This is a genomic window from Isoptericola halotolerans (genome assembly GCF_013149785.1).
Classification (GTDB): Bacteria; Actinomycetota; Actinomycetes; order Actinomycetales; family Cellulomonadaceae; genus Isoptericola; species Isoptericola halotolerans.
Genome location: NZ_JABEZU010000002.1, coordinates 55,125 through 72,763 on the forward strand (window position 1 = coordinate 55,125; position 17,639 = coordinate 72,763).

Here is a 17,639-nt window from a genome sequence, read left to right on the forward strand (position 1 = left end):
GCGGGCCCGTTTGTAGGCTCTCGCGGAAACGGTCGGATCTGCGGAGCTGTGACCTGCGGGTTCGCATGAGCTTGTCATGGTCGGATTCTCACTAAGGTGGCGGAATCCTCGGCCCAGCATTGCGACCCCCGAGCTCGCTGTCGGTGGTCCCGAGCAGCGCGCCGGCCCTCGAACCGGTTTTCGCCGGTCGCCAAGAGCATCACGAGCTCCAGAGCGTGCTCGCGGTCTGCCGGTGTCACTCAGCACCAAGGTGAGAAAGGGCATTTGCGCTGGAGTAGGGGCCAGCCAAGTCGACGAAGTTCGTCCATGCAGGCAACGTCGCCGTGGCGCATCCGCTCTATGCCAACCGCACGGTCCTACACCGGTGTCGGCCCCAACTCCATCGGGGACCACTCGGCCTCTGGTTCGTCAGGAGCAGCCATCCCCGACAACAGGATGTCCATACACCGCCTCGTCTCGAGGAGGAACTGTTGGAGCAACGGCATGACGTCGTAGGTCGTGTCCCGATGGGTGAGTTGCACCTTCATGGCCGGACGCAGGATGAGCTGACCCGCCATACGGATCGACGCTCCGGTGTGAATCGTGCCCAGTACCACGCCGTCACCGAACTTCGCGTCGTCATTCATCTCCAAACGGGGGAACGCGAGGGTGCCCTCGTCTTCGTACTCGAATGACCCGCTGAGGTCGATGCCCTGCACGTCCGCCGAGACCATCAGGATGTCACGGTGCTTATCCTGGATGTCGAGGTCGTGGAGCATCGACAACACTGACACGCCACCGGGCGGCATGAAGATGAACGGTTGCATGATCCGGAGCCGCTCTTGGAACTCCGGTGGAATCTCGCTCACCCAGTCGTGGAGTGCCTTCGTCCACTGCTTCTCTTCAGTGCAGATCGGGAAGCAGACCGATCGGGGCCGCGCGGGCTCGGCGTCCCTGAAATGGGCCATGCCCCAGGCCACGGCGTCGAATGCACTTCGAAGGTTGTGGAGGGCGTCTCCGAGGTCCAGCGACCAGTCGTGCTTCGGAACTCCCTTGGGCACACGGGCCACGAGGTCGATCGCGAGACGGTCCTCACGCAACACCGCGTCTATCGAGACCGGGGCGCTGGCGTCCCATTCTCCGAACTTGGCTTGAAGAAGGGCAACGTGTGAGTTCCCCCGGCTCCACTTCAGGTTGGGCCATGTCGGGAAGTTGACCCCACCGACGAGGAGCGTGGGCCGGGCGGAAGGGGTTTCGGCGTTGACATCCTCGGACATAGGGCCAGCATGACAGCGGGCACCGACACGCTGCGGGAGACCACGAGACGAGAGGTGCTCTCACCAGCCTGACCGCCGGTTCCTCGTTGAAGGTGGAACGGGACGAGGGCGGCGGCGGTGATCTCGGTGAGGCGGTAGGGGTCGAGGGTGACCATCTGCAGGACGGACCAGGTCCTCTCGAGCAGGGCGTTGTCGCGTTCGGCCACGGACTGCAGCAAGGATCACTGTGGCCTAGGTTCCAGCAACCTGACTCCACGAAAGCCGGGGCAGACCACCGACTCCACAGAAGCCGGGGCGCAGCAGTGCGTGAACTCCGCGAAGGGACGGGCGTCGCGGTCCTGGCGAGGGGTCTCGAGATCGTGGGCCGATTCGCCGAGTCCTCGGTACTGCTCGACATGTACCTCGCCGTCGTGCCTGACGCTCCGGTGGTGACCCCCGACCGTGTTGGAGTCGACGCTGCTGCGGGCCGCGATCGGTGACGTTGAGGCTCGTCTTGCTGCCGTGCTGATGGCCGATCCGTGGGTCGATCGACTGGAGGCCTTCTGGCCGACCATCAGAGCCATGGCCCGTCCGCGGCGACGGGTCGCGACACGGTGATGGAAGATCGTCACGACGGCGAGCGGTCGAGCGCCGCCCCTTGTGTCATGGTGTCCACGGAGGTGCGCAATGACGACGGCGTGGGTAGTGCGTGAGGGCAAGTACGGCGAGCGAGAGGCGTGGTCGCTCGCCAACGGCCTCTCCGGCGGCGGCTGGCACGAGGTCCCCGACCTGACATCGTGCAAGACCCGAGCTGACGTGGGCGAGCAGGTTGCCGAGGCGTTCGGGGACGCAAAGCCGGGAACGGTCGCGAACTACACAGGCCAGCTCCACGCGCTACGACATCGCATCGCCACCGGGGACTTGATGGTGCTGCCGGCGAAAGACGGCACGATCGCTCTCGGATGGGTGACAAGCGGCTACGAGTACCTGGAGAACCAGGAGCTGGACCGCCGCCACGTCGTGCGTGTGGACTGGAAGGTCACCGACCTGCCACGCAGCGCGGTCAAGCAGGACCTGCTGTACACCTTGGGCAGCGTGCTCACGGTGTTCGCGCCGTCGCGACACAATGCCGTGGCACGTCTCGAATCGCTCCTGGCGACCGGCACGGACCCAGGGCAGTTGACGACCGGAACTGGTGCCGCTGCGGCCTCCGCCCAGGCCGATGACTCGGTCGACGACCCGGAGACGCAGACCGACATTGTGCAGGTGGCCCGAGACCGCATCATGACGCGCATCTCCGAAGAGTTCGTCGGCGACGGTCTTGAGCAGCTCGTCCAGGCGATCCTCGAAGCGGAGGGATTCACTTGCCGCAAATCCGCAATCGGCGCCGACCGAGGCATCGACATCATCGCGGGCCGCGGGGTGCTGGGGATGGAATCACCCAAGATCGTGGTCCAGGTGAAGTCGGGCGGCCAGGTGTCCGACAACGTCGTGCGGGATCTGAGCGGCGTGGTGCACGAACAGGATGCCGATCATGGCCTCCTCGTTGCCTGGGGCGGGCTGACCAAACCTGCGCGTGACTCCGTCTACAAGCAGCAGTTCAGGATCCGAGCCTGGACGGCAGATGAGATCGTCGACGCCGCCATGCGTGTGTACGACCGCCTCCCGGACGACGTTCAATCGCGCCTGCCGCTTCAGCGTGTCTGGATGCTCGTCGAGTAGAAACCGAGATGGGCTGGCCGCGCCCGCGGTCCTGTCGACACGTGATCAAGCTAGGTCGGATCCGATCCGTCGGGCGCTGAGAACGTGATGTCGCCGAGACGGAGGAGTCCGATGACCGGCACCTGCGCGCCTAGCCGCGCCCCAAGGCCAGAGACCGCTTCTCGCAGGTACGGAAAGACCGCCATGACTCCGATCTTGGACAGGAACTCGGGGACGACGTTGTCGGCGAGCTCCACCGTCTCGGGGGTCTCAAAGATCCCTCCGATGTCAGCGAAGTAGTCGACATTGGGTGCATGGAACCGCAGCGCGAACCGTGCTTCCAGGTGCTTGCCGTCGTACCTGGTTTGCGCCTGGAGTTCCTGCTCGGCGTCGTCCATCGTCTCGATCTGGTTCTGGACTCTCTTGGCCGAGAGCGCGTAGGTGACGATCTGGGTCAGGTCGGCTAGCTCGAGCAGTTCCCGGACATCCTCGATCCGCCGCAGGGCCGAGTCGGCCTCTGCCCGGGTACTCACGCGGCCCTCCCGTAGTGCTTGCGGAGCGCCCGGTACTCGACGTCGATCGGGACGGTGCCGGACGGGGCCGACTCCGAGATCCTTGAGTTCATTGGGACGTTGAATCGTGCCGTTGCCCCAGCCGTGCGCCACGCGTCCAGCGGATCCACTGCCTGCTCCGCCGGGAGGACCTCGTGGCGGACGTGAGCACCCACGGCAAGTGCGTACCGGCGGATGGTCGACAGCTTGGGGTCGGTGTCGTGGTGCTCAAACTTTGCGATCGTGGGTTGCTTCACGCCAAGGATCTCCGCGAGCTCTCGCTGGGTGAGGCCACATGCCTTGCGAGCCTGGATCAGCTCGTAGAGCATCTCCTCGTCAGACTCGACTTGGGCGGCGGCGCGAGCGGCCAGCACCTCGAACTCGTGCGACGTTGCAGGAGAGTAAGGGGGTGTGCTCATAGACCGCAGGCTATCAGGATCCGGCGCAGTCATGGCAACCGGGGGTATGCCCCCACCGGTCCTTCACCCCGTCGACGAAACGCCTACCCGCCTCATCCATCTCGGCGTTCTGCAGATGCTCGATCTCGTCGGCATCGTTGCTCGAGGTGTCCTTCGCGTGGAACCGAAGACCAACCAGGTCCGGGGCGTTGCCAGGTTCGGCATGGTAGAGGCGGAACTCGCCACGCTTGCCCCGTTTCCACTTGATCTCCCACAGGTCCGGGTTCCGTCGGACCGGCTCAAGCACATCTCCGTTGTCCAGTCCGAGCCGAAGCTTGCCAGCGGCGGCGCGCCGGACCTGCCCGAGGATCTCACCGTGTAGCGCTGCCCGGTCGATCATCGAGCCTTTGGTCTGTGACACGGCCTGCTCGATCTCCACACGGACCGACCGCGCCCGGCGACCGTCTACGAAGAAATGGAAGGCGCGTGGCGGGTCGCATGGACGGGTGCAGAGGGAATCTGCGGCGGTTCGACGGTCACGTTCCTTGCTCACGCGGGCGAACGTACCTGACCGCACTGACACGAAGGGTCACACTCGAGTCGCCGCGACCGCGGCGTGGATCATGGCGCCGATCTCGGTGATGACCTTGTCGGCGCGGTCGTTGCCCGGGCGTCGAGTGACGCCGACATGTGTGGCTGTCGAGCGGCCGCGATCCATTGCACGTTCCGCAGGGTGGTGGTGTCAGGGCCGGTCCAGATTTCGCACTCCCAGCCGCATGAGCGACACACGCCCCGTGTCCAGGCGAGCGAGGTCTCGACCTCATCCTTCGCAAGCATGGTCTTGGGCTTTACGTCGACCACGCGAACGGTGCCGTCGCGATGCGGGCTGACAAAGTCGGGGATCCGGTTGCGTACGCGGTCCCCGTCGTGTCCTCGCAGCCGCATTGGTTGGGCGGCGATGCGCGCGACGGACGGGTCGAAGTCGGCGAGCCAGAGCCAGGAGAGTTCGAGCAGGCTCTCGTAGACCACGTGTCGGCTCATCGTCGACGACCAGAAGTAGCCCGAGTAGTTCCGTCGTCCGACATAGACCGGGAAGTGGCGCACGGGGCTGCCCTCGACGAGCTGGCGCGCGTCGACCTTCGAGATGTCTGCGGTGACGTCGTCGCCGGGGCCGGTCACGTAGGTGACCTGGACCTCGCCCGTTGCGACCGGCATGTCCGAATCGTAGGGCTACGACACGTTAATGGAAAATTCGCCACGGCCACGACACCGTGATGGAAAACTCGCCACGTTAGGTGGAAACCTACAGCCCGTTCGCTCACGGCGAACACCGCCCCTCAGCAGGCGGAATAGTCGTCGCGCCGTGGAGGTTGAGTGAAGCAGACTCAACTTTGGCGCCGCGCGTTGGACACCGGCCGCGCCGAGTCTTAAGTTGAGTGCAGACGACTCAATCCCCGTCACGAAGGAGCACCACCATGGCTCGTGCAGTCGGCATCGACCTCGGAACCACCAACTCGGTGGTCGCCGTCCTGGAGGGCGGCGAGCCCACCGTCATCGCGAACGCCGAGGGTGCCCGCACCACCCCGTCCGTCGTCGCGTTCTCCAAGAACGGCGAGGTCCTCGTCGGTGAGGTCGCCAAGCGGCAGGCCGTCACCAACGTCGACCGCACCATCGCGTCGGTCAAGCGCCACATGGGCACCGACTGGTCGCAGGAGATCGACGACAAGAAGTACTCCGCGCAGGAGATCAGCGCGCGCGTCCTGGGCAAGCTGAAGCGCGACGCCGAGGAGTACCTGGGCGAGGCCGTCACCGACGCCGTCATCACCGTCCCGGCGTACTTCAACGACGCCGAGCGCCAGGCCACGAAGGACGCGGGGCAGATCGCCGGCCTCAACGTGCAGCGCATCGTCAACGAGCCCACCGCCGCGGCGCTCGCCTACGGGCTGGACCGGGGCAAGGAGGACGAGCTCATCCTCGTCTTCGACCTCGGTGGCGGCACGTTCGACGTCTCCCTGCTCGAGGTGGGCAAGGACGAGGACGACTTCTCCACGATCCAGGTGCGCGCCACCTCCGGCGACAACCGCCTCGGTGGTGACGACTGGGACCAGCGCATCGTCGAGCACCTCATCAAGCAGGTGAAGAACTCCGCGGGCGTCGACCTGTCCAAGGACAAGATCGCCCTGCAGCGTCTGCGCGAGGCGGCCGAGCAGGCCAAGAAGGAGCTCTCCTCCGCGACGAGCACCAACATCTCGATGCAGTACCTGTCGATGAGCGAGAACGGGCCCGTCCACCTGGACGAGAAGCTGACCCGCGCGCAGTTCCAGCAGATGACGCAGGACCTCATCGACCGCACCAAGGAGCCCTTCCACGCGGTGATCCGCGACGCGGGCGTCTCCATCTCGGAGATCGACCACGTCGTGCTCGTCGGTGGTTCCACCCGCATGCCGGCCGTGGCCGACGTCGTGCGTGAGCTGACCGGTGGCAAGGAGCCCAACAAGGGTGTCAACCCGGACGAGGTCGTCGCCGTCGGCGCCGCCCTGCAGGCCGGTGTCATCGGCGGTGAGCGCAAGGACATCCTGCTCATCGACGTGACCCCGCTGTCCCTCGGCATCGAGACCAAGGGCGGCGTGATGACCAAGCTCATCGAGCGCAACACGGCCATCCCGACCAAGCGCAGCGAGATCTTCTCCACGGCCGAGGACAACCAGCCGTCGGTGGCGATCCAGGTCTTCCAGGGCGAGCGCGAGTTCACCCGGGACAACAAGCCGCTGGGCACCTTCGAGCTGACCGGCATCGCGCCGGCACCGCGCGGTGTCCCGCAGATCGAGGTCACCTTCGACATCGACGCGAACGGCATCGTGCACGTGTCCGCCTCGGACCGCGGCACGGGCACCGAGCAGTCGATGAAGATCACCGGTGGGTCGGCCCTCCCCAAGGAGGACATCGACCGGATGGTCAAGGAGGCCGAGGAGCACGCCGAGGAGGACAAGAAGCGTCGCGAGGAGGCCGAGACCCGCAACCAGGCGGAGTCCTTCGCCTACTCGATGGAGAAGCAGATCGCGGACAACCGCGACAAGCTCCCCGCCGACGTCGTCACCGAGGTGGAGGCGGACATCGCCGGCGTCAAGACCGCCCTGGAGGGCGAGGACGCCGACGCCGTGAAGACCGCCTACGAGAAGCTCGGCGCCTCCTCGCAGAAGATCGGTGAGGCCCTGTACTCGGCCGAGCAGGCCGCGGGTGCCGGTGCCGGTGCCGAGGGCGCGGCGGCCGGCGACGCGCCGTCGTCGGAGTCGAAGGACTCCGACGAGGACGTCGTGGACGCCGAGATCGTGGACGACGAGGACGACAAGGACCGCAAGTGACGTCGGACGAGACGCAGGGCACCCCCGAGCAGCCGGAGGACGGCCGCTCGGGGGACGCCCCTTTCCAGTTCAGGGACAAGCGCAAGGTCGACCCCACCTCGGGTGAGAAGCGCCCCGACGCCCCGGCGTCGGACGCTGCCGACGCCGCGCAGGGCGGGGACGACGGCGGAGCGACCGACCCGCTCGAGGCGCTCGACTTCGAGCCCTCGGCCGAGGCGACCGAGGACTCCGAGCTGCTGGCGGCCAAGGCCCAGGCGGCGGAGAACCTCGACGCGCTCCAGCGGGAGCGGGCGAGCTTCACGAACTACCGCAACCGGGCGCTGCGCGACCAGGAGGCCGCGCGGACCCAGGGTGTCCAGGACGTGCTCGCGGCGCTGCTGCCGATGCTCGACGACGTCGAGCGTGCCAAGCAGCACGCCGAGCTGTCGGGCCCGATGGCCGCCATCGCGGAGAAGCTCGACGCGTCGCTCGCGAAGTTCGGCGTCGAGCGGTTCGGCCGCGTGGGGGAGGAGTTCGACCCCACCGTGCACGAGGCGCTCATGCACAGCACGGACGCCGAGGCCGAGACCACCACGGTCAACCTGGTGGTCGAGCCCGGCTACCGCATCGGTGACAAGGTGGTCCGCGCCGCCCGCGTGGGCGTCGTCGGCCCCGAGTGATGGTTGTGGGCGCGATCTCTGGGCTGTGAAACCGCCTCAAGCGGGCATAGCGGGCCAGAGATCGCGCCCACAACGCCGAAGCAGGTAAGGAGAGAGGGACGTCGTGACCGGCCAGGACTGGATCGAGAAGGACTTCTACGCCGCGCTCGGCGTCCCCAAGGACGCCGACCAGGCGGCCATCAAGAAGGCGTACCGCAAGCTGGCGCGCCAGTACCACCCGGACCAGAACCCGGGCGATGCCGCCGCCGAGTCCCGCTTCAAGGAGATCGGCGAGGCGTACGCCGTGCTGTCCGACACCGAGCAGCGCCAGCAGTACGACGCGGTGCGCTCGATGGCCGGTGGTGGTGCCCGCTTCAACGCGGGTCCCGGCGGTGCGGCCGGTGGCTTCGAGGACGTCTTCAGCTCGATGTTCGGCGGGGGAGCGCGGCCCAGCGCAGGTCCGCAGTACCAGCAGTACCCCGGCGGCGGTGCCGGGTTCGAGGACATCCTCGGCTCGATGTTCGGCGGGGGTGGCCGGCCCGCCGGCTTCGGGGGCCCGCAGCAGCGCAAGGGGGCTGACGTCGAGACCCGCGCCACGCTCCCGTTCCGCGCCGCGGTCGAGGGCACCACGGTCGAGCTGACCGTCGACGGCAAGAAGATCACCGCGCGCATCCCCGCCGGCGTGCACGACGGCCAGAAGATCCGGCTGCGTGGCAAGGGACGGCCCGGTCAGGCCGGTGGCCCGGCTGGCGACCTGCTCATCGCCGTGCACGTCACCGAGCACCCCGTGTTCTCGATCGACGGCGCCGACCTGCGGATGACTCTGCCGGTGACCTTCGCGGAGGCCACGCTGGGCACGACGGTCGAGGTGCCGACGCTCTCCGGCGACCCGGTGCGCCTCAAGGTCCCGTCCGGGACGCCGTCGGGCCGGGTGCTGCGCGTCAAGGGCCGTGGTGTGGCGACGGCGAAGCGCACCGGCGACCTCAAGGTCACGGTGCAGGTCGTGGTCCCGCAGAAGCTGAGCCGCGCCGCGAAGAAGGCCCTGGAGGACTTCGCCGCGCAGGCCGACGGCGAGGACGTGCGCGCGGAGCTGGCGGCCCAGGCCGCACAGTAGGGTCGGGAGCAGGACCCGGTCGAGGAGCGAAGGAGGTCGCCATGGTCACGGACGACGCACCCGTGCTCACGGTGTCGCAGGCGGCGCAGCTCACGGGCATGCATCCGCAGACGCTGCGCCAGTACGACCGTCTCGGCCTCGTCGTCCCGCGCCGCACCCGGGGCCGCGGACGGCGGTACTCCCGCCGGGACGTCGCCCGCCTGCTCGAGGTCCAGCACCTGGCGCAGGACGAGGGCATCAACCTCGCAGGGGTCAAGCGCATCCTCGACCTCGAGCAGCACGTCTCGGTGCTGGAGCACCGGTTGCACGAGCTCGCGAGCCTGCTCGCCGAGCGTGAGCGAGCCGACGGTCGCGTCTTCGCGGCCGGGACCGGCGGTGACGTCGTGGCGGTGCCGCGCGGGCAGCGGGTCCGCCGGACGGAGCTGTACGTCGAGTCGCGTCGCGAGCAGGGCGGTGCGCTCGTGCTCTGGCGCCCGACGCCGCACCGCGACTGAGCCGGTCCGTCGCCACAGCTCCGGGTCAATTTCCGTCAGGTCATTCTTTCGTTAATAGATTTCCTTCGGGAAGGCTTTCCTCACTTCGCAAGGAATGGTGCTCCTTCCTGTGCAGGAATCGAATTCGCGCCTATGATCGAGATATCGGCGACGACGAGACCTGACGTGAGGAGCGCACCATGACCACCCTGATGGAGATGCCCGAGGTCACCAGCTGCACCGTGGACGGCTGCAGCTACAACCACGACCACGACTGCCACGCCGGGGCGGTGACGATCGCCGGCGTGCCCGGCGACGCCTCCTGCGCCACCTTCATCCCGCTCAGCACCAAGGGCGGGCTCGACAAGGTCGTCGCGCACGTCGGTGCGTGCCAGCGCACCGAGTGCGTCCACAACGAGGACCTCGAGTGCGGGGCGCAGGCGATCCGCGTCGGCGCCGGTCCGCAGGACCCGAGCCACGCCGACTGCCTCACCTTCGACGCGCGCTGACCCGCGTCCCCCGTCACAGGCCGCAGCGCAGGACCCCGGACCTCCTGGTCCGGGGTCCTCGTGCGTCCGGGCGTGGTGTCGCGCCGCTCAGCGGCGCAGGTGCTTGATCAGGTCGAGGGCGGACTCGTGCGTCTCCGGGAGCCGCTCCACCCAGACCCGCACCGGGCGGCGCAGGCTCTCCGAGACGCCCAGCACCTCGGCGTTGCGCTCCACGATGATGCGGACCGACTGTGCGAGCCGGGTCGTCTCGGTGCCGCGCTCGCAGAGCACCGCGAACACGCCGTCGCTCAGCGCCGCCATCGGGTGGCCGGGTCCGAACACCTGGTCCAGGGTGTTGCCGACCGATGCCGCCCGCGCCATGCGCTGCCACGCCCCGAGCGAGTCCACCGCGACGTCGAGCACAACCAGGCAGTGGGTGCCGGGCACGCCCTCGTCGTCGGTCGCGCGGCCGTACGTCTCACGGAGCCGTTCGCCGAGGTAGTCCGCCGTCGGGAGCCCGGTCGCCGGATCCCGGACCCCGGTCGGTGCGGGGTCGCGTTCGCGGACCTGTACCCAGCCTTGCGCGGCGCCGCGCACGGCGTCGACGTCGAGAGGTTCCCCCAGGGAGCGGTACAGGCACGCGAGGTCGTCCAGCGTCTCGTCCAGGCCGATGCCCGCAGCGCTGCGGGCCGTGCCCAGCCGGTGTGATGCCATCTCGGGGGAGCGTCCGGCCACGAGGGCCTCGACGAGGGCGTCCACGGCGGGGTGGTACCAGTCGCCAGGACGCAGCCACACCTCGGTCAGGCTGGCCGTGCGCCAGCGCTCACGGGTGTCGGCGGCGGGTGCGCCGCTGGTGGGGATGCTCATGGTGGTGGGAGTTCCATAGGCCTCCATCATGACGCAGTTTCGCCGGACCGGTGCGGGTGAATCCGGTCACGAGCGGTTCACCCTCCGTTCGCCCTGTCCCGGGCCGCAGTTCAGGCGTAAAGTGGCCGCGTCTGCGTCGGCCTCGGTGTGGACGCTCGCGGGGGTGGGGACGAAGAAGCGGATGGCGACGTGACCGACGTCTACGTGGGTTCGGACGGGACAGCTCCCAGCGACGGCGAGCTGATCCTCGAGGTGCGCGGCGGGAGCCTCGACGCCTACGGCGCCCTCTACGAACGGCACGCCGCGGCCGCCCAGCTCCTGGCCCGCCAGTACGTCACGACGGTCAGCGACGCCGACGACGTCGTCTCCGACGCGTTCCACCGCGTGCTCGGTGTGCTCCAGAAGGGCGACGGGCCCGACACCCACTTCCGGGCCTACCTGTTCACGGTCGTGCGCCGCCTCGCCGCCGACGCGTCGCGCCGTGCCCGGCGCACCCGGCCGACGGCGGACGACGGGACGTTCGAGTCGGCGCTCGGGTCGTCGGCCTCTCCCGAGGACCCGACGCTCGCGGGGTTCGAGAACACCGTCGTCGCGCGCGCCTACCAGCTGCTGCCCGAACGGTGGCAGGCGGTCCTCTGGTACACCGAGATCGAGCAGATGTCCCCCGCGCAGGTCGCGCCGATCCTCGGGCTCACCCCCAACGGCGTCTCCGCGCTCGCCTACCGGGCCCGCGAAGGCCTGCGTGCCGGGTACCTGCAGCAGCACCTCACCGCGGAGCCTGCCGACTCCTGCCGTGCCGTCAACTCCCTGCTCGGCAGCTACGTCCGAGGGAGCCTGTCGCGCCGCGAGGTCATCCAGGTGGACGGCCACCTCGACGGGTGCGGCGACTGCCGCGCTCTCGTGCTCGAGCTGGCCGACGTGGCCCACGGGATGCGCGCCGTCATCGCGCCGTTGGTGGTCGGCCTGGCAGGGTTGGTCGTGCTGGGGTCGCTGCCGCTCGGACTCGGCGCCGGTGGTGTGGCCGCGGGCGCTGCGGCCGGGACCGCAGGAGCAGCGTCGGGCTCGGTCGGTGCCGCGAGCTCGGGGCTGGGTGCCGGTGCGGGCGCGGCCACCGGGACCGCCGGTACGGCGAGCGGTGCCGCTGTGGGGAGCGGTGCTGGGGCGGCGACGGCCGCCACCACCGCGACGGCCACGGCGACCGCCACCACCACGACCACCGCGGTCGCCGCGACGACGGCCGGGATCTCCGGGGCGACCGTGGCGGCCTCGACCGGCGCCGTGGCCGTCGCGACCGTCGGCGTCGTCAGCGTCCTGGGAGCCCTGGGCGGGGGCGAGGAACCCCCGCTCGTGCCGGACGAGCCGCCCTACGCGGTCGCGAGCGAGCCGTGGCCTTCCGACGGTGAGGCGCTGCCCGACGACGAGCCCCTGCCGGACGACGAGGCGCTGCCCGAGCCTGCTCCCGAACCGAGCGACGTCCCCGGGGCCGACCCCAGCAACGTGCCGCCGTTCCTGCAGGACGCCGGGCTCCTCCCTGCCGAGGTCCTGGAGCCCGCTCAGGTGTCCGTGGCGGTCGTGGACCCGGGTCTCGGGCTGGAGCCCCGCGTCACCGAGAACCTCACGCTGCACGTCCAGAACCCGGGCGAGGCCGAGGCCCCGGGGTCCTACCTGCGGCTCGTCCTCCCCGAGGGGATGCGGTCCGTGAACGCCTTCTCGTCAGCCGGTGCCTCGGTGGCGAGCAACCTGACGTCCGGGCCGCTCCCGTGCACCCCGACCGACGTACCGCAAGAGGTCGTGTGCTCGCTCGGGACGCTCGCGGCCGGTGAGTCGCGCACGCTGTCCGTCCCGCTCGTCGTGCGCTCCGGCGGTTCGTACGCGGTCACCGCGCACACCTGGGCCGACGGTGTGGCACCGCAGAGTGTCGCCCTCGCGCCGGTCCGGGTCGCGAACTTCGGGCCGGAGCTCACCGCGCGGGCCGCGGGGACCGCGACCGTGGCGAACCCCGGCCTCACCGAGGTCGCCTTCACCGTGGAGAACAGCGGTGACGAGCCGGTCGACGCCGGGTGGACGGCAAGGGTCAGGGTGCCCGCCGGGCTCGTGCCGCGCGCCGTCGACGGCGGCCTCGCCTGCGAGACGCTCGGCACACCGGCCGACGACGGCGCTGTCGGCTGGTCGTGCACGGGTGGGGCGCTCGCTCCCGGTGAGTCCACCTCCGGGCGGGTGACCGTCCTCGCCGACGGCACCACGGCGCCCGGCGCCTACGACGTGCGCGTCGTGCCCGTGCTGCCCGACGACCGACCCACCGTGCGTGCGGTCACGGTCGTCAGCGCGCCGCGGGCGTGGGAGGGCGCCAGCGGCGGGGCCGGGGCCATCCAGGCGACCTGCCTCGCGACCGGTGGCGTGTCCACGGCCGACGCCGCCGTGGTGGCCACGTACACCAACCGCACCGGTCAGACGGTGGGGATGGAGCTCGACGTCGCCGGGACGAAGCTGGCCTCCAGCAGCCTGCTCGCACCGGGGGAGTCGGTCACCCTCACCGCCCACGACGGGATCAGGGTCCCTGCCGGTGCCGGCAGCTGGACGCTCTCGACCGTGGTCGGTGGCGAGACGTACACCCGGACGGTCGACGCCGGGGCGCACGGCGCCGCCGAGTGCTACGACCCGAGCTGGGACGTGCGGACCACCACCGCCGTGCTCAACGACGGCGGCAAGGTGCGGGTGGAGGGCGCGATCACCAACCTGACCAGCGAGCCCATGCAGGCGTCGATGACGGTCGCGGGTGGACGCACCGACGCGGTGCGGCTCGGCGCCGGCGAGACCGTCACCCTGGGCCGCACCACCGACCGGACCAGCCTCCCCGCCGGCACCGCGACCTTCTCCCTGTACCGGTGGGTGACCGACGCCGACGGCGACCAGCCGAGCACCGGCGTCGTCCCTGCCAAGGCCCCGACCGCCGAGCACGGTGCCGCGACGATCGCACCGCGGGCCGGTGCTGCCGAAGCGGTGGCCTCCTGCACCTACGACGCCGCGGCCGAGACCTCGTGGCGGACCTTCGCCGTCCCGGTCGACAACACGCGGTCGACGCTCCCGGTCGTCTTCGTGGCGCGGGCCGGTGACAGCACGAAGCAGCTCCGCGTGCCGGCCGGCGAGCAGGGCACGATCGAGATGCGCGTCGCCTGGGGCACCAGGACCGGGACGGTCACAGCCGACGGCGCCCACCTGCGTGACCTGGACGTCGGCTTCGCGAGCTGTGCCGAGAGCCCGCCGTGGCCCGACGGCGTCGTCGTCGGCGCCGAGGCCCGCTGCGACGCCGGCAACGCCCAGGTCGTCGTCGACGTCGCGGGCGGGGACCGCCGCTCCTGGACCGCCACGCTCCTGCGCCACGGCGCGACCGTCGAGTCGCGCAGGCTCGACGCCGGTGGCACGGTCCGGTTCGTGGTCGACACCGGGTCGTGGCGGACGCGAGCGGGAACCGTCACCGTCATGCTCGAGCGCACGGTCGAGGGCAACACGTTCGCCGTCGAGCGCACCGTGGAGCACGACGCGGTGCGCTGCATCGTGCGCGACCCGCGGGCGCGACTGGACCCGGGCGCCGTCCAGATGGACCGCTACGGCGACTACGCGACGTCGTGGCGGGAGGTCGGCGTCGTGCTCGACAACACCGGGTCGACCGTGCGTACCCGGTTCCACGTGACCGGCCCCCACGGCGTCGACGAGACGGTCACCGTCCCGGCGGGTGCCGAGCGGACGATCGCCCCCCGGCGGGTCGACGGTCGCCAGGGTGGCGCCTGGACCGTGTCGTCACGGGACTGGTCGACACGGCTCGAGACCGGGACCTTCACCGCCGCCGAGGCCGGTTGGTGCGGTGAACGCGTGGCGTGGGGCGAGAAGTACTCCGAGGGCGACGTCCGGTCCTGGAACGGGAAGGCCTACCGCTACCTCGGCTGGGACGGCACCCGCCCCGGCGGTGAGCCCGGCGAGAGCCGTGAGCGTGGCGACGGCGCCGAGCGGGGCAAGAGCGCCGAGCGTGGCAAGAGCACCGAGCGTGGGAACGGCGGGAACCGCCCCGGACACTGGTACGACGACGAGCAGTGGCGCGGCGTGTGGATGGGCCAGTGGCACCAGTGGGGCGAGACCGGGCTCTGCGAGTACCGCTGACGCGCTGTCGTCAGGCTGCGAACCGGCGGCGCCGCGTCAGACGATGCCGTAGAGGCGGTCCCCGGCGTCGCCGAGACCCGGCACGATGTACTTCTTCTCGTTGAGCCGCTCGTCCACCGCTGCCACGACGACCTGCACGTCGACCCGGTCGCCGACCGCTTCCTGCACCACCTGCAGGCCCTCCGGCGCGGCCAGCAGGCACACCGCCGTGACGTCCCGGGCCCCACGCTCCAGCACGTAGTCGATCGCCGCGACCAGCGTGGCGCCCGTGGCCAGCATCGGGTCGAGGAGGAAGACCTGGCGGTCGGTGAGGTCGTCGGGCAGGCGGTTGGCGTAGGTGACGGCCTCGAAGGTCTCCTCGTCGCGCTGCAGCCCGAGGAACCCGACCTCCGCGGTCGGGAGCAGGCGGGTCATGCCGTCGAGCATGCCGAGGCCCGCGCGCAGGATCGGGATGACGATGGGGCTCGGGTCGCTCAGCGCGACACCCGTCGTGGTCGTCACCGGGGTCCGGACCTCCCGGGTCGTCGTGCGCACGTGGCGGGTCGCCTCGTAGGCGAGCAGCGTGACGAGCTCGTCGACGAGGAGCCGGAAGATGGGTGACGGCGTCGACTCGTCCCGCAGGACGCTGAGCTTGTGGGCGACCAGCGGGTGGTCGGTGACGTGCAGGCGCATGGTCACACCGTACCGGGGTGACCGGGGCCGGGGACGCCGAAGGGCCCGGCCGGTGCTCCCGGCCGGGCCCTTCGTGTCAGGGGATCATCCCTGAGTCAGCTGGTCAGCTCTCCTGCAGGCGGCGACGCACGACGAACAGCGTCACACCGCCGGCGATCAGCAGGAGCGCCACGACGGCCGCGATCCCGACGGTCGCGCCCGTGAGGGCGAGCTCGTCCTCCGCCGCGACCTCCTGGGCACGCACGGTGTCGTCGTCCTCGGGGATGTCCACGACGGTCTGGGCGGCCGGGCCACGGACGTTGTCCGGAGCGTCGGCGCAGTCCTCGGAGGCCGCCGGGTAGTCCACGATCGTGGAGTAGTCCGGGTTCACCTCGAAGAGGACCTGGACGGCCTCGCGCGTCCACGCGAAGTTGTCGTCGGTCTCGACGTAGGAGCCGTCCTCGAGCTGCTCCCAGCCCGGCCACTGCAGCGGCTCGGTGGCCGAGGCGCCCGGCCAGAGCAGACGACCCTCCAGCGGGAGGTCGGTGGTGACGTGGTTCTCACCGTCCGGGTTGAGGAACGAGATCGTCAGCGGGTTGTCGCTGTCCGCCTCGGCACCCTCCGGCAGGATGACCTCGTAGGCGAGGTACGGCGAGCCGCTCTCGCACACCGCGTTGATGTCACCGGGGGTCAGCTCGGCGGCAGGCTCCTCGGTCGCGCACGGCTCGTCGGTGAAGGTGGCCTCGCTCACCGGGTAGAGAGCCGTCCCGTCTTCCTGCAGCGTGTACTCCGCAGGCAGCTCACCGAGCGTGTTGCCTTCGGTGGCGGTGGCGAGGACGCCCTCCGAGACCTTCTCGTAGGTGACCTCGTCGGTGTTCTCGGGCAGCTCGACGTCGTCGTTCTCGGTGCCGCACAGGTCCACGACGGTCGGCACGTCGGGTGTCACGACGACCGGCTCCGACTCGCAGAGCTCGCCGGTGAAGTCGAAGGTCCACTCGAGCGCGGTGCCCTCGGCGGGCACGACGCCCTCGGCCGGGACAGCGGTGACCGTCACGCTGGTGCGGTCCTCGGTCCACACCTCGGTGTAGGTCGCGAGGTCGGTCGCCGGCAGGGTGACGGTGTTCTCGACCTCGCAGTCCTCGACGAACGAGGGCGCGGGGATGGCGACGGGCTCCGGCGTCTCCGGCTCCTCGGGGTCCGGCGGCGTCTCCTCGGAGCACGCGGGCAGGTACTTGCTCAGCTCGGAGTGCTCGGCCTTCCTGAGGTCCTTGAACAGCGGGCCGTGGGGGTACGTGATGTGAACGTAGTCCGACCACTTGAAGCCCCAGTGGATGCCCACCGTGTCCTGCTGGACACCCCAGGCCTCGCAGACGTCGGCCGGCAGCAGGCTCTCGTCGAAGTGCTTCCCCGGGAACTCTTCCGGGAGCGTCGTCCAGAACTCGTCGCCGTCCCGCGTCGCGATGAGCGTCTGCTTGCCCGAGTTCTTCCAGGCGGCATCCTCGTTCGGGTCCAGCTTCGGGTAGACGTAGAACGCCGTCTCGATCTTCCGCTCGGGGGCCGAGCAGGCCTTGGTCGTGCCGCGGTCCGTGAAGTCGAACTCGGTGCCGTTGTCACCGTCCCAGGCGTCTACCGTGACGGTCCACTCGTTCGACCGGGTCGGGTCGAGCTTTATCGTCTTCTTGAAGGAGTGGCCGAAGGTCTGCGAGACCTGCTTGGCCCCGTTGACCTCGACAGTCACCTTGTTGACCTTGGGCCCGTGGCCGTGGCCGTTGCCCTTGCCCTTGCCGATGCCCTTGCCAGGGCCGTAGCTCGTTGCGTAGTGCTGCAGGTCGACAGTCAGGCTCTTGCAGGTCGCGCTGACCTTCGGCGTGTGCGCGGAGGCCGGCATCGCGGTGGCGACGAGCCCTCCGAGTGCGAGCGCGGCCGTGGCGACGCTCGCGAGGATTCTCTTCACGGCTGTGTGATCCCTTCACAGGTGGGTGGCGAGTGCGGGACACTCGGCAGGC

Annotated in this window: 15 protein-coding genes; 7 read left to right on the forward strand and 8 right to left on the reverse strand. The window is 69.9% G+C overall.

Annotated features, from left to right (window positions below):
- Positions 1-356: 356 nt before the first annotated feature.
- Positions 357-1,256 carry a hypothetical protein gene (locus tag HDG69_RS08000; RefSeq protein ID WP_171783286.1) on the reverse strand — a complete coding sequence of 300 codons (900 nt, stop codon included), beginning with the start codon at positions 1,254-1,256 and terminating at the stop codon, positions 357-359.
- 666 nt (positions 1,257-1,922) lie between these two features.
- On the opposite strand from HDG69_RS08000, the gene HDG69_RS08005 reads away from it, so the two are divergent.
- Positions 1,923-2,957, forward strand: a complete 1,035-nt coding sequence (locus tag HDG69_RS08005; protein ID WP_171783287.1) for a restriction endonuclease — start codon at positions 1,923-1,925, stop codon at positions 2,955-2,957.
- 50 nt (positions 2,958-3,007) lie between these two features.
- On the opposite strand, the gene HDG69_RS08010 is transcribed toward HDG69_RS08005, so the two are convergent.
- The 4 genes from HDG69_RS08010 to HDG69_RS08025 form a co-directional block, all read right to left on the reverse strand.
- Positions 3,008-3,469, reverse strand: a complete 462-nt coding sequence (locus tag HDG69_RS08010; RefSeq protein WP_171783288.1) for a hypothetical protein — start codon at positions 3,467-3,469, stop codon at positions 3,008-3,010.
- A complete protein-coding gene (locus HDG69_RS08015) occupies positions 3,466-3,906 on the reverse strand; it encodes a helix-turn-helix domain-containing protein (RefSeq protein WP_171783289.1) in 441 nt (146 codons plus the stop codon). The genes HDG69_RS08010 and HDG69_RS08015 overlap by 4 nt, the downstream gene beginning before the upstream one ends.
- A 13-nt stretch (positions 3,907-3,919) precedes the next feature.
- Complete coding sequence (locus HDG69_RS08020) at positions 3,920-4,324, reverse strand: hypothetical protein (RefSeq protein WP_171783290.1); 405 nt, start codon at positions 4,322-4,324, stop codon at positions 3,920-3,922.
- 182 nt (positions 4,325-4,506) lie between these two features.
- On the reverse strand, positions 4,507-5,100 hold the full coding sequence (locus HDG69_RS08025; RefSeq protein ID WP_171783291.1) for a TnsA-like heteromeric transposase endonuclease subunit: 594 nt from the start codon (positions 5,098-5,100) through the stop codon (positions 4,507-4,509).
- Positions 5,101-5,360: 260 nt separating this feature from the next.
- On the opposite strand from HDG69_RS08025, the gene dnaK reads away from it, so the two are divergent.
- The 5 genes from dnaK (at position 5,361) to HDG69_RS08050 (ending at position 9,981) form a co-directional block, all read left to right on the forward strand.
- Positions 5,361-7,247: a molecular chaperone DnaK gene (gene dnaK / locus HDG69_RS08030; RefSeq protein WP_171783292.1), complete on the forward strand. Its 1,887-nt coding sequence runs from the start codon at positions 5,361-5,363 to the stop codon at positions 7,245-7,247.
- Positions 7,244-7,906 (forward strand): nucleotide exchange factor GrpE, encoded by a 663-nt coding sequence (grpE, locus tag HDG69_RS18680; RefSeq protein ID WP_171783293.1) that lies wholly within the window; start codon positions 7,244-7,246, stop codon positions 7,904-7,906. Before dnaK ends, grpE begins: the two co-directional genes overlap by 4 nt.
- A 103-nt stretch (positions 7,907-8,009) precedes the next feature.
- Positions 8,010-8,999, forward strand: coding sequence for a DnaJ C-terminal domain-containing protein (locus HDG69_RS08040; protein ID WP_171783294.1), 990 nt, complete (start codon positions 8,010-8,012; stop codon positions 8,997-8,999).
- A 41-nt stretch (positions 9,000-9,040) separates the two neighbouring features.
- A complete protein-coding gene (locus HDG69_RS08045) occupies positions 9,041-9,493 on the forward strand; it encodes a heat shock protein transcriptional repressor HspR (protein WP_171783295.1) in 453 nt (150 codons plus the stop codon).
- Positions 9,494-9,672: 179 nt separating this feature from the next.
- Positions 9,673-9,981 carry a DUF1540 domain-containing protein gene (locus HDG69_RS08050; protein ID WP_171783296.1) on the forward strand — a complete coding sequence of 103 codons (309 nt, stop codon included), beginning with the start codon at positions 9,673-9,675 and terminating at the stop codon, positions 9,979-9,981.
- 87 nt (positions 9,982-10,068) lie between these two features.
- Here the strand turns inward: HDG69_RS08050 and HDG69_RS08055 are convergent, their stop codons facing one another.
- Positions 10,069-10,827 carry a hypothetical protein gene (locus HDG69_RS08055; RefSeq protein ID WP_171783297.1) on the reverse strand — a complete coding sequence of 253 codons (759 nt, stop codon included), beginning with the start codon at positions 10,825-10,827 and terminating at the stop codon, positions 10,069-10,071.
- A 189-nt stretch (positions 10,828-11,016) separates the two neighbouring features.
- On the opposite strand from HDG69_RS08055, the gene HDG69_RS08060 reads away from it, so the two are divergent.
- Entirely contained in the window at positions 11,017-14,982 is a 3,966-nt protein-coding gene (locus tag HDG69_RS08060) for a sigma-70 family RNA polymerase sigma factor (protein ID WP_171783298.1), read from the forward strand.
- 36 nt (positions 14,983-15,018) lie between these two features.
- Here the strand turns inward: HDG69_RS08060 and upp are convergent, their stop codons facing one another.
- Entirely contained in the window at positions 15,019-15,654 is a 636-nt protein-coding gene (gene upp, locus HDG69_RS08065) for a uracil phosphoribosyltransferase (RefSeq protein ID WP_171783299.1), read from the reverse strand.
- Positions 15,655-15,757: 103 nt separating this feature from the next.
- Complete coding sequence (locus HDG69_RS08070) at positions 15,758-17,587, reverse strand: hypothetical protein (protein ID WP_171783300.1); 1,830 nt, start codon at positions 17,585-17,587, stop codon at positions 15,758-15,760.
- Positions 17,588-17,639 lie beyond the last annotated feature (52 nt).